This is a genomic window from Lederbergia sp. B243.17 (genome assembly GCF_057657925.1).
The window spans coordinates 1-11,684 of record NZ_JBWBKF010000045.1 but is presented as its reverse complement, the minus strand read 5'-3'; the positions used below and the strand labels follow the sequence as shown (position 1 = coordinate 11,684).

At 44.7% G+C, this 11,684-nt stretch carries 14 protein-coding genes; 5 read left to right on the top strand and 9 right to left on the bottom strand.

Translation table 11 applies throughout. The features are described from left to right. The first annotated feature begins 240 nt into the window (after window positions 1–240). On the top strand, window positions 241–684 hold the full coding sequence (locus AC0TWI_RS08920; RefSeq protein ID WP_488125995.1) for a Dps family protein: 444 nt from the start codon (window positions 241–243) through the stop codon (window positions 682–684). A 77-nt stretch (window positions 685–761) separates the two neighbouring features. Here the strand turns inward: AC0TWI_RS08920 and AC0TWI_RS08915 are convergent, their stop codons facing one another. From AC0TWI_RS08915 to AC0TWI_RS08900, 4 genes are all read right to left on the bottom strand, one after another. Beyond that, window positions 762–1,550: an HAD family hydrolase gene (locus tag AC0TWI_RS08915; RefSeq protein ID WP_488125994.1), complete on the bottom strand. Its 789-nt coding sequence runs from the start codon at window positions 1,548–1,550 to the stop codon at window positions 762–764. A gap of 80 nt (window positions 1,551–1,630) precedes the next feature. After that, on the bottom strand, window positions 1,631–2,338 hold the full coding sequence (locus AC0TWI_RS08910) for an ABC transporter permease (RefSeq protein ID WP_488125993.1): 708 nt from the start codon (window positions 2,336–2,338) through the stop codon (window positions 1,631–1,633). Beyond that, complete coding sequence (locus AC0TWI_RS08905; protein WP_488125992.1) at window positions 2,335–3,183, bottom strand: ABC transporter ATP-binding protein; 849 nt, start codon at window positions 3,181–3,183, stop codon at window positions 2,335–2,337. Before AC0TWI_RS08905 ends, AC0TWI_RS08910 begins: the two co-directional genes overlap by 4 nt. Window positions 3,184–3,370: 187 nt before the next feature. Then, the gene (locus AC0TWI_RS08900; RefSeq protein ID WP_488125991.1) at window positions 3,371–4,384 is read right to left on the bottom strand and encodes a LytTR family transcriptional regulator DNA-binding domain-containing protein; all 1,014 of its coding nucleotides are present in this window, start codon (window positions 4,382–4,384) and stop codon (window positions 3,371–3,373) included. Window positions 4,385–4,544: 160 nt separating this feature from the next. Between AC0TWI_RS08900 and AC0TWI_RS08895 the strand changes: the two genes are divergently transcribed. Continuing rightward, entirely contained in the window at window positions 4,545–5,024 is a 480-nt protein-coding gene (locus AC0TWI_RS08895) for a hypothetical protein (protein WP_488125990.1), read from the top strand. An 81-nt stretch (window positions 5,025–5,105) separates the two neighbouring features. On the opposite strand, the gene AC0TWI_RS08890 is transcribed toward AC0TWI_RS08895, so the two are convergent. From AC0TWI_RS08890 to AC0TWI_RS08875, 4 genes are all read right to left on the bottom strand, one after another. After that, window positions 5,106–6,845 (bottom strand): methyl-accepting chemotaxis protein, encoded by a 1,740-nt coding sequence (locus tag AC0TWI_RS08890; protein WP_488125989.1) that lies wholly within the window; start codon window positions 6,843–6,845, stop codon window positions 5,106–5,108. 170 nt (window positions 6,846–7,015) lie between these two features. Further along, the gene (locus AC0TWI_RS08885) at window positions 7,016–7,741 is read right to left on the bottom strand and encodes a YfjL-like protein (RefSeq protein ID WP_488125988.1); all 726 of its coding nucleotides are present in this window, start codon (window positions 7,739–7,741) and stop codon (window positions 7,016–7,018) included. A gap of 5 nt (window positions 7,742–7,746) precedes the next feature. Then, window positions 7,747–8,268: a zf-HC2 domain-containing protein gene (locus tag AC0TWI_RS08880; protein WP_488125987.1), complete on the bottom strand. Its 522-nt coding sequence runs from the start codon at window positions 8,266–8,268 to the stop codon at window positions 7,747–7,749. Then, window positions 8,258–8,761 carry an RNA polymerase sigma factor gene (locus AC0TWI_RS08875; protein ID WP_488125986.1) on the bottom strand — a complete coding sequence of 168 codons (504 nt, stop codon included), beginning with the start codon at window positions 8,759–8,761 and terminating at the stop codon, window positions 8,258–8,260. The genes AC0TWI_RS08880 and AC0TWI_RS08875 overlap by 11 nt, the downstream gene beginning before the upstream one ends. Before the next feature lie 171 nt (window positions 8,762–8,932). Between AC0TWI_RS08875 and AC0TWI_RS08870 the strand changes: the two genes are divergently transcribed. From AC0TWI_RS08870 to AC0TWI_RS08860, 3 genes are all read left to right on the top strand, one after another. Then, window positions 8,933–9,157 (top strand): hypothetical protein, encoded by a 225-nt coding sequence (locus AC0TWI_RS08870; RefSeq protein WP_488125985.1) that lies wholly within the window; start codon window positions 8,933–8,935, stop codon window positions 9,155–9,157. A gap of 153 nt (window positions 9,158–9,310) precedes the next feature. Beyond that, complete coding sequence (locus AC0TWI_RS08865; protein ID WP_488125984.1) at window positions 9,311–10,711, top strand: MATE family efflux transporter; 1,401 nt, start codon at window positions 9,311–9,313, stop codon at window positions 10,709–10,711. An 80-nt stretch (window positions 10,712–10,791) separates the two neighbouring features. After that, entirely contained in the window at window positions 10,792–11,565 is a 774-nt protein-coding gene (locus tag AC0TWI_RS08860) for a hypothetical protein (protein ID WP_488125983.1), read from the top strand. 22 nt (window positions 11,566–11,587) lie between these two features. On the opposite strand, the gene AC0TWI_RS08855 is transcribed toward AC0TWI_RS08860, so the two are convergent. Then, window positions 11,588–11,680, bottom strand: coding sequence for an IS3 family transposase (locus AC0TWI_RS08855; protein WP_488125033.1), 93 nt, complete (start codon window positions 11,678–11,680; stop codon window positions 11,588–11,590). Window positions 11,681–11,684 lie beyond the last annotated feature (4 nt).

The following is an 11,684-nucleotide window of genomic DNA, read 5'->3' as shown; positions in this document are numbered from 1 at the left end:
GTAATATTTTGTTGTGGTGACTTAATTTTATCAGAAGTGGTCCTTATCTTTCATGAAAGACAATTAAAGCCGGCGGAATTTTACTCATCGTAAAATTCCGCCGGCTTTTTTCGTATCAGAGATGGGTTTTGTCCCAGCCTCATTCTTATTTTCAAACCAAGTAGTTGAATTTGAAAATCCTTGATGTTATATTATAGACAGTATTAAATAATAATAATTATAAATAAGGAGTTGGGTATAATGAGCAAAGATAAACTTTATCATGAATTGAACAGGCAGGTTGCCAACTGGGGAGTTTTATATATGAAACTGCACCATCATCATTGGTTTGTAAAAGGTCCACAGTTTTTCACATTGCATGAGAAATTCGAAGAGCTCTATAATGAGGCAGCCGACAATCTGGATGTATTGGCGGAGCGCCTCCTGGCAATTGGCGGAAAGCCTGCAGCGACAATGAAAGAATACTTAAAACTGGCTGCAATTAAGGAAGTGGAAGGCATCACAACGGCCAATGAGATGGTGAGTGAGACAATCCATGACTTTAACATTCTCATTGACGAATTGGAAGCAGCGAGACGCGCCAGTGAAGATGCGAATGATGAAGCAACAGCAGATATATTGTTGGCGATCCAAGAGTCGGTGGAAAAGGAAAGATGGATGCTGAACTCATATCTCGATCAATAAAAGCTTTTAGAAGCTGCCTTTGGAAAAATGAAATGGAAGCGCAAAGAAGGAAGAGGGGTGAGGTACCCCTCTTCCTTCTATTTTACGATACCAAGTGATTTCAGACCGTTAAAGATACCTGAATCATCGACCGCAGTCGTTGTGTCGGATGCATAGGCAAGCAAGTCGGGATGACAATTTCCCATCGCAAAGCCTCGTCCGACAGAACGGAGCATCTCTCTGTCGTTCATTCCGTCACCAAACGCGATGGACTGCTCTTTTGGGATGCCGAGAATTTTCAGCAGTGTCTCGATTGCACGGCCTTTGTTCACAGTGTCCCGGATCACATCATAGCAATGTGTCAGCCCCTCTACATTCACTTGAGTAAAATGATAGGAGGGATCTCCCTCATATAAGGAGACCTGTTGCTCACTAAGCCCCATCAAGGTTGCGCCCAATACATGTGAAGAGATGTCGGGTGTAAACAAACGATTCTTTTTCACTTGAAAAGCCTCGATAAACTGTTTGACAACGTCCGACGCCATATCGGTGTAATAATTGGACTCACTCGTATATAGTACCGCCTCATGGTCATGCTTTTCAGCGGTTGCAAGGAAACGGCTGACCGTTTTTTCGTCCATCGGTTCATCCAGCACGATTTTATTTTCATAAATAGCCAGAGCACCGTTATACCCGATAAAGGATGAGATGTTCAGCTCTTCAGCAAGTTCGGCAAGCTCATGCAGCGGGCGCCCAGTTGCGAGAAACACTTCGATCCCTTGCTTTTGGGCCTGCCCAATTGCTTCTTTCACCGAATCTTCGTATGTGTGATCCGGTTTCAAAATTGTTCCGTCAATATCAAGAAAAATTACTTTGTATGTATTCATCGGCTTCTTCCCTCGCTTTTTCTGAGTTATATGCGAGTGTACCATAGGAAAGCCGAAGGAGGAATTGATAGGCTCGCCAATCAGTCAACCATTCGTTTGCGGTAAAGGGAGAATGTCGACACGATTGCTGCGGCAGCCCAAGCGGCAATCCAGCCAAGCTGCGGAAGCACGTCAGCCCAACCTGCACCTGATCTCACTTTTTCAGCGATGGTAAGCAGCTGAATGTTCGGAAGATATTCGGCAATCTTCAAGAATGGATATTGATCAACAAGTGAAAGGATAAAGGAACTAAGAGAAAACAGAACGATAACCGGCATGACAATTACTGATGCTTCCATGACAGACTTAGCGTACAGGCCAAGCAATGTGCCGAGAGCAATATAAAAGATGGAAGAGAGAAATAGTGCGACAATAATGACCATCATGTTCTCCGGCTTATATTCGGCAAGCCAAACTGTAAAAAACATGACAACTGCCGTCAGAACAAAAGTCAGCAGACTTTTTCCGCCCATAATTTCAATCGAACTGGCGGGTGAAAGCATAAGGCCGCGAAGGGTATCTTTTTCTTTTTCTTCAGCAATTAGACAGCATTGGACAAAAGCTGCGACCATTGTAAATACCATGTTGATCAGCAAATATTGGGGCTCAAGTGCATCGACCTTCTGTCTGCCGAACAAAGCGCCCAAAATGATTGGAAAGATCAGAATGGATGAGACAGCCATATTTCGCGTGAAATCTTTGAAATCTTTTTGGAATATTGCGTATACTCTTCTGAAAGAATGTGTCATGCTAATTTCCTCCCTGTCAATTGGACAAAAATGTCTCCTAATGATGGCTCATTGGAATGTACAGTTGCCAACTCGCCTCTTTGCATAATGTCATAAAGCTTGCGGGCCCCTTGTTCCCCATATGGCAGAACGATTTTACTGCCATTTGTCAATTCGACGGTAAGCGTCATATCGGAATGTTGTTTCTTCAGATTTTCAGGTGTGTCCATCAGCTGGATCTTCCCTTTGTCTAAGAACGCAACACGGTCACATAGCGTTTCCGCCTCGTACATATCATGCGTTGTTAAGAAGATTGTAGTTCCTGCAGCGCGCAATGCCTGAAGCCCTTCATAAATATGGAGAGTATTGGCAGGATCGAGTGCAGAGGTCGGCTCATCCAAAAAAAGAAGTTCCGGCTCATGCAGGATGGTTCGTGCAAGTGTAATCCGCTGCTTCATCCCTTTCGACAGATGTGAAATCCGTTTCGATTTTTCATTTTCAAGATTGACAATCTCCAGCACTTCGCCAATTCTAGACGTGTTTATGCCGTAGAGATCACAATAGAGTTTCAAATTGTCATAGATCGACAATCTTCCGTATAATCCGCTATTATCGGTCAAAACGCCAAACCTTTGACGGGATGCGGGTTTTTTAAGCTTTGAAACCGGTTCCCCAAATACTTTGGCGGAGCCGCTTGTCTCGTTTAGCTGGCCTGTCAATATTTTAATGGTAGTTGTCTTTCCAGATCCGCTCGGGCCTAAAAATCCGAAAATCTCTCCTTTTTTAACATGAAAGTTGAGATTCTCTAAGGCTGTTTGGTTTCCGAAAATCTTTGCGACTTGTTTTACCTCAATGATATTTTCCATTTCGTACCTCCTGTGACTCATCGTTTTGCTTGCACATTTATCGTATGCGAAATGGACTTTTAGCACAGCATATTTCCGGTGAAAGGAGGACGGATGACGCTGAATGGAGCGTGATGAGCATGGATGGGTACCGTAGTTGTCTGCCTCGTCCGTTATTTCCGGGGAAATGAACCATCATTCTACATGATTAGAGGCCAAGCATCGCCTTTAATTCATTCATTTTCGACTTCGACAGGGGAATGTTTGTACTGTCCGATCCTGCTAGCACAAGGCTGAAGCTATTCCGGGTCCAAGGGATGACTTCACGCACCTTTTGCAGATTGACGATGTAGGAGCGATGGCAACGGAAAAATCCGAAGGGAAGGAGTCTTTCCTCGAGCTCTTGCAAAGTGAATGAGCAGGGGAAAGATTCGTTCTTTATGTAAATATGCGATTGGCCATCATTGCTTTCGATATAATCGATTTCCGGCGGATCAAATAGAACGATTTTTTCATTCACCTTTGTCGGGATTTTTTCAAATCTTACCGAATATAGTTCCGCTTGTTCACTGTTCATCGCGGAAATGGGCTGCTCCTCCTCCGGATTCATATCGACAGCACTAATTCCATCATCATCCAGACGGTAGACTTCATCAGCAGCAATAATCGCATTTTCCATATTGCCCGTCAGAATAAGAACGCCCTTTTGTTCCTGTCGTAATTGTTCAAGAACTGACAGAAATATCCTCTTTGATTCTACATCAATATTTTGATCAGGTTCTTCAAATATATATAAGTCCGGCTTTTGGAGTAGCAGTGCCGCCAGCTGGGTTCTCTTTAATTCTGAATATGTAAGTTTACTTATTTTTACATTTTTCTTCTCTTCCAGCCTAACAGCCATGAGGGCATTGGCGATCGTTTCCTCAGAAACATAGAGTCTTTTAATGAACGTTAACATTTCTTCGATTGAGAGGCGCTCATACAATCTGGGCTTTAGGAAAAGGAAACCGACCTTGTCCGGACTTTCCAGCAAGGATTGATCGAATACAATCTCGCCATGTGAAAGTCTTGATTTTCTGAGCAGGATTGCAAGAAGCTCCTCTCTGACGTTTACATTAGAATGCAGGGCCGTCACTTTTCCTGGACGAACTGCCAGATTGAAGGCGGGGAAGATGAGGGAGTCATTTTTCCGCTTTTCCGCATTGATCAATTGCAATACCATAAAAAATCCTCTTTTCGTATATATCTAGTATTTGACTATCATTATAGCAGGTTCACTTTTAGCAGGAGGAAACAATTTCCGGAAAAGTGGTAAAAATGGGGCGTTAGTGACGATGTAGTGAGGGAAAAGAATGTAGGCGGGGTTTTTAAGGAGGGAGAATATGTTTGGGTTAACTGACTTATGGGAATTCCTCTGGTCCGTCGTGATTGTCTATCCGCTCGTTTTGCTTACTCATTCAGCGGGACATTGCATCATGGCACTGCTCTTAGGAGGCAGGGCGCAATTCGCACTTGGAAGGGGAAAGAGGCTTTTTCATTCAGGGGATATCACAATCTATAGGCTGTATTTTCTCGATTCTTCTGTTCGCTATGCAGGCTTGAAATGGAATAATCGTTTCAGCCATCTGCTCGTTCACTGTGGGGGTGTTATTTTTAACATCGGCTCCGTCTTATTGCTGAACGGCTTGATTGGCTCAGGAATCCTTCCGGACGCTTCCTTTTTCTACAAATTCTCTTATTTTTCCGTCTGGTTTGCGGCGCTCTCCTTAATTCCTGTTGATTATGGGGACGGCAGCTGCAGCGATGGCCTGACAATCTATTATGTGCTGAAGTACAAGGATTTTCGGCAGCTGTCAAATTGAGTGGATTCAGGTGAGATGATCAAAATAGAGAGCCCGGATCCAAAGCTTTGGATCCAGACTCTCACAGGGAGTGTGGGTATTTTAAAGTTTGAATGTATCAACAATCGATTCCAGCTCTTTAGACAGTTGGGCGAGTTCTCTTGCATTTGAAGCGACTTCTTCCATTGAACTCGTTATTTGCTCTGAAGAAGCAGATGTTTGCTCAACCCCTGCAGCAGACTCTTCCGATATGGCGGCGATTTCTTCAATCGAGCTGTTCATCTCAATGCTTTTGGCAGTCAAATTTGCTAGATGAAGAGAAAGGTTGTGAATGTCCTCTGTCATGCCGGTAATAGCAGTTCCCATTTCGGCAAAGGTTTTGCTCGTATTTGTAATTTGTTCAGATCCTAATTTTACTTCTTCAAAACCGTTTTGCAGAGAGGTGGATACCTCTTTTGATTCTGTTTGGATGTTCTCGACGAGATGGGTGATGTCCGTTACTGAAAGTGCGACCTGCTCAGCAAGTTTCCGGACTTCGCCGGCAACGACTGCGAATCCTTTGCCGTGTTCCCCGGCCCGTGCAGCTTCGATTGCTGCATTTAATGCAAGCAAATTGGTTTGTTCGGCAATATCATTAATAACAGAAACAAGCTGGGTAATTTCTTGGGTAAGCCCGTCAAGCCCCAACACTTTATCTACTGAGTTTTCGACGATCTGATTAATCTTCTCCATTTGCGTTCTGGAGTTCGACATTAAGCGGCCGCCTGCTTCAGTCAGATCTTTTATGCTGCCGGAGGTTCGCTGAATTTCCGAGCTCTTTTGGTTTGCACTTTCCACCGTGGAGGCAAACAGGTGCATCGCTTCTGCGAGCTCACCCGCGTTGCTTGCTTGGCGTTCAGAGCCGGAAGCCAATTCGATCATCGTCGTTGCTACTTGTCCGGAACCTTCTTTTACTTCTCCTGCAGACTGGTTCAGTTCTTCACTGTGCACCGCCATGATGGAAGTCGCACGGGCCACTCTTGAAACAATATCCCGTAAATTTGTTTGCATCACATTCAATGCATTTGCCAGCTGACCGACCTCGTCCTTGGATTTTGTTGCAATTTCCTCCTGAGCCAAATTCCGTTCCGCTAATCCCTGCATTCGTGAAGTGGCTAGTTTGATTGGAGCTGCCATTTTTGTTGCAAAGATCCATATGACAAGCGAACCTACGATCACGGATAGGCCGGCGACCAAAATAATGACGGCCAAGGTTTCTTTTGCCGGTTTGTTAAAATCAATCATGTAAGTGCCGGCAACGACAGTCCATCCCCAATGATCATCCCGTTTTGAATAGGTCGTTTTCGCTTCAATTTTATCTTCAGTTCCAGGGAGCGGCCAAGAAAAATGGGTAAAGCCGCCGTTTTTGCCGTTTGCGATTATTTCCTGAGTGGATTTGATCCCGTTTGGATCAACAGATGCCCAACTGTTCTGGCCTTCCAGTTGAGGGTGGGCAATCTGGTTTCCCTCATCATCCAAAATAAACATATACCCATTCTCACCGATATCGATATTTGGATTAATCGGTCTTTTATGATCGGCATCCATTACCCCTAAAATGGCCGTCTTTACCTTTTCCTGTGCCTCCTCCAAACTGCTGTTTCCGTTCTTCACCTCTGCGTTTAGCGCTTCAATCATCTCAATCGTCATTTCTACACTATTTTTCAGGTTGGTTTTTCCCAGTTCATTCAGGCTGCTCTCACTTTTTTGGTAGCTGAACAAAGCGAGAATACCTAATGGAATGATGAGCAATGCCAGAGACACTGCGATAAGCTTGGACCTGACCGTACGAAATGCGAACATAATGTTCTCCTCCTGCGCCGTGATTTTTATAATATTTTGATCTCTCAGTATTTATCGGCAACTTATGACATTCATGAACAAGGACAAAAAAATTTAGCAGGCAAGGATTCAGCTCGGAATGGCTGCATAAAATAAGGGCTGGAAATCAACTCGATTTCCAACCCACGCTATTATTGCTTTATTTCTTCGATATCTTTCGTATCAATTTTTTCTCCTTTATCAAAGGCAACGGAGAATCGTACATATCCAGTCTCAAAGCTTTCTTGCATTGAAGGATCCAACAGGTTCCCGTTCAGACTAATCCGATCATAAGCATAATGCTCTGAATTGAGGATGGAGCGGATCTTCTCCGCGGAGGCGAGCATATCTTTCTTATCCATTCCGTCAGCATCAAGGATGATAAACAGATTAAAGGGTTTTTCAAGCTTCAGGTCCTTTCTCCATTTAGTATCCGGCGGATAGGTTCCTTCCAGCACCTCGATCATCGTACCGATTTCCAATATTTTTAACCCATTCCCGGTCAGCAATGTGGCTAGTTCCTCGTTTGCTTCTTGCTGCAGTTTCTCGATCAATTTCTCATCCAAGCGATCGTAATAGATGCCGTCATAGGAGACGGAAGGCTTGAAAAGTCCGGTTACCTCAAATTCATGGGCATCTCCGCCATCCCGGCCAATCTTTGTTACGTCATAGGAGTATCCGCCGCTTTTAAAATTGAAGAAACCGTCCGAGACACGGAATTCCTCCTTCGGATACTCTTTTGACAGATAAGTTTTCAGTGTCTTGCCCGCCATCCATTTTGAGATGGGATTTCCGTTGAAACTTTGATAGAGAAACAGGACTGGAACGACCAGAACGATAATGAGGAAAAGGTAGATCCACTTCTTTTTACGTTTCATGTATTTCACCCTTCATTTTTCATTTTTATGATCAGCCAGCCAATCACACCCCCAACTACCGCAAATATGAGGTGGAGAGCTGCAGTAAGGGACGCGCCCGTAAATGCGGTCGACTCAAAAGAACGAAAGTCGGCCAAAGCCCAGATAAACATTGGCAAAAAGGCGATCGCGAGAATAAACAGAAACCGACGGTAAAATAAGTACGTTACAAGCCCGAGCACCGTATATGTCAAAATGAATCCGAAGCTGTTATTGATAAGCGAGGTCTTCATTGCAATTACCAAAGAGAGAGCAACGAATAAAATCTGGTAAATCGAAACCTTCAGCTTAATTTTCGCAATGGAACTGTCCGCATCTGGGGCGGCAACTGTTCCTGTTTCCATCGGCTCTCCGGAGAGCTTGGCTAGTTCATTGCAATGGCTGCAGCTTTGCAGATGTTCCTCTAGCCAGCGGGCTGTTTCAGTATGCAGCAGCCCTTCTTGGTAGAGAGGAAGCAGATCCTCAACAATGAAACAATCAGTCTTCATCTTTTTCTACCCCCTTTCCTTTTTGCAGCATGATTTTTGCCCGGTGAAAACGGACACGTACATAGTTTTCACTTTTCTCCAGCAACTCCCCGATTTCTTTGAATGACAAATCACCATAAAGTCTGAGCATGACGACTTCTCTGGAGAGTTCATCCAGTGCTTCGATTTGTGCAAGGAGACGGAGCCGCTCTTCTTTCAAGAAAAATGACTCCTCAGCCGACTTTGCTGTTTCTCCCTCTCTTGGAATCAGTTTCTCGGTTAAGGCAGATGAATATTTCCTCGATCTGTAGTATTTTTTCAGCTTGTTTTTGGCTATAGAAAAAATCCACGTCTGCAGGCTGGAATTTTTAGCGAAAGAGGGGAGTCCCTTCAGCGCATCGAAGAAGACATCATGGGTCAGGTCCTCGGCAACAGCCCGATTCATCGTCTTGATTAGAAAAAAAGTGAATATTTTCGGGTGGATTTCCCGATAGATCTGCTCAAGCTCTTTCATGTCTCCACCCTCCTTATCTATGTAGTACCTTGAGTGTCATAAACGTTACAGTCTTTAAAAATCTTTTTTCACCTTCTTATTATAAGGAAGCATTGCGTTCAAAATCGATGGAATAGATGAAAAAACTACCGATATACTAGAGAAGGCAGTTTACCGGAAAAGAGGGAATGCATGGAACAACGCGAGGAACTGGAGCGGCAATTAAAAATGATCCGGCGAAAGTCGGTTTTGCTGGATGAGATAGAAGAACGTCTGAAGAGGATGAGAAGCATCGCAGAATATGCGGCAGGGACGGCTGCAACAGACGAGGAGAGAGGCAGGCTCAACAAGGTAATGAAGAATTTGCAAGAAGAAATTTCCCTTCTAGAGGGACAAGTGGATTCTGATATCCATTAAACTGCAAAAACTTCAACAATTGGGATTATCGATATGGTATCATGTTTGTATTCAAATTGAGCAGTATTTTTTAGCCTGGCAGATTCCAATGGGTGTTTGACCATTCGATATCCGCTGCGGGCTTTTTGTTTTTTACAAAGGAGGGGGAACGAGATGAGCCGGAAGGCAAAAAGAAATGTAACGTTGATTGGTCTGACATGGCCGATTTTTGTAGAGATTTTGCTGCATATGTTAATGGGAAATGCGGATACGTTGATGCTGTCCCAATACTCAGATCAATCCGTAGCAGCAGTCGGGGTGGCCAATCAGGTTTTAAGCCTGGTTATTGTGATGTTCGGTTTTATAACGACGGGTACTGCTGTATTGGTTGCCCAGCGGATGGGAGCCAACCAGGAAAAGTCAGCAAGGGAAGTCGCGGTCGTTTCAATGGGGATTAACCTTTTGTTCGGCCTTGTTCTGAGCTTGCTCGTCTATTTTTTCCATGAGCCGATATTGGGCTTGATGAATCTGCCGCAGGAACTGTATGGCGAGGCAGGCATTTATATGAAGGTAGTTGGAGGATTTTTATTCATTCAGGCACTGATTATGACGATAGGCGCGACTGTTAGGTCCTATGGATTCACAAGGGACATTATGTACGTGACGATTGGAATGAACATCATCAATGTGATCGGTAATTATCTGTTCATTTTTGGTCCATTGGGCTTTCCGGTTCTTGGTGTTGAAGGGGTAGCGATTTCAACGACCGTAAGCCGATTCATCGGTATCATCGCCGCTTTCGCCGTCCTGTTTGCCCGGGTGCCGGGAAAGCTGCCATTCCGTTTTTTATGGCGCTTCCCAAAGGAGCATGTGAAAGGATTGCTACGGATCGGTGTGCCGTCTGCAGGTGAGCATCTTTCCTACAATGCGTCTCAAATGCTGATTACCTTTTTTATTGCGATGCTCGGTACAAGTGCTCTAACGACGAAGGTGTATGCACAAAATATTACGATGTTCATCATGCTTTTTGGTATTGCGGTTGCCCAGGGCACAGAAATTATGGTCGGTCATCTTGTTGGTGCCGGGAAAATCGAAGGAGCATACAGGAGGGCATTAAAAAGCCTGAAAATCTCAATTCTCATTTCGTTCTTGATTGCGATCCTCGCCACGATGTTGTCGAGGCCGCTGTTAGGAATTTTCACGGAGCAGGAAGACATCATCAAAACGGGCAGTCTGTTGATCATGCTGGCCATCATTTTGGAGCCAGGCAGGACATTCAACGTTGTTCTGATTAATGCGCTCCGTGCAACAGGGGATGTAAAATTTCCGGTCTATGCCGGCATTGCCTCCATGTGGGGAGTGGCTGTTACACTGTCGTATATTCTAGGCATTCATTTTGAAATGGGGCTTGTCGGAGTATGGATCGCTTTCATTGCCGATGAGTGGCTGAGAGGTCTGCTTATGCTTTGGCGCTGGAAGTCGAGAATTTGGATCTCTATGATCCCGGTCGGCTTAAAACGTGACGACGAGGAAGATGAGACGACGGTTCGCAATGCCGAAACTGTGAGGGCCTAAAGTTCAACAACGAGTACGATTGCACATATTTTCTCCATTTTTACAAAAGCTAGAAGGAAGAGAAAAATGGAGTTGATAAGATGGAAAGACTTCCGAAATGGGGATTTTGCTTTTGTGCCGTAATTATCCTGATAGGGGCTGCTCCAGCAACAGCCGAGCAAAAACCGCATGTGATCAACGAATATCATCACGACGTGACAGGGGACGGCAAGCAGGAAACCATCGTCCTATACGGGGAGATGTTTAAGGAGTCGGACGTATATTATGAAAAAATCTGGGCTGAAATCGAATCCGTCGGCAGCATCGAGTATGGCTCGGGATACGAACCTCGGATTGAATTTGCCGATCTGAACCATGATGGAACGGATGATCTGCTGTTTTCCAGTCCGACCGGAGGGAGCGGCGGAATCACTAATTATGCCCTGCATACGGCAAAAGGGGGAAAGATAACTGAGATTCCCCTACCTGAGCCTCAGCTTATTGAAGGGCACTTTGAAAACGGATTTAAAGCTGTAATCCAAATTCCCGGCATAAGAAAACCGATACGCCTGAATCTTTCTGACCGGAAGGCAGACTATATCCGGCTCGGGCTGTATCAAAAAAATGGATTGCTGAACGAAGCGACTGAGCTGATGATTGATCCTGTCGCCCTTTATGAAGTGATACCGGGAAAAAAGGGAGTACGTTTAAAAGGCTATAGGCAAATTAGCGGAGCGTATCATGCAGACCGGATCGGAACGGTTGAGACAGTCTGGTCCATGGACAAAGATGGAACGTGGCAGCCGGTTTCGGTGAAATGGGTGAAGAGCGACAAAAAGAGAAAGCCGCTTTATGAACTGCCCCCTGTCAAGTAGACAGTGGAAATAAGTAAATTGGTTAGGCGGTCTTAGCCCTATATTCAATGGGGCTGAGGCCGCCTAATTTTTCTTGCAGACGGTGGTGATTATAAAAGTGAATGTAGTCATGGATTGCG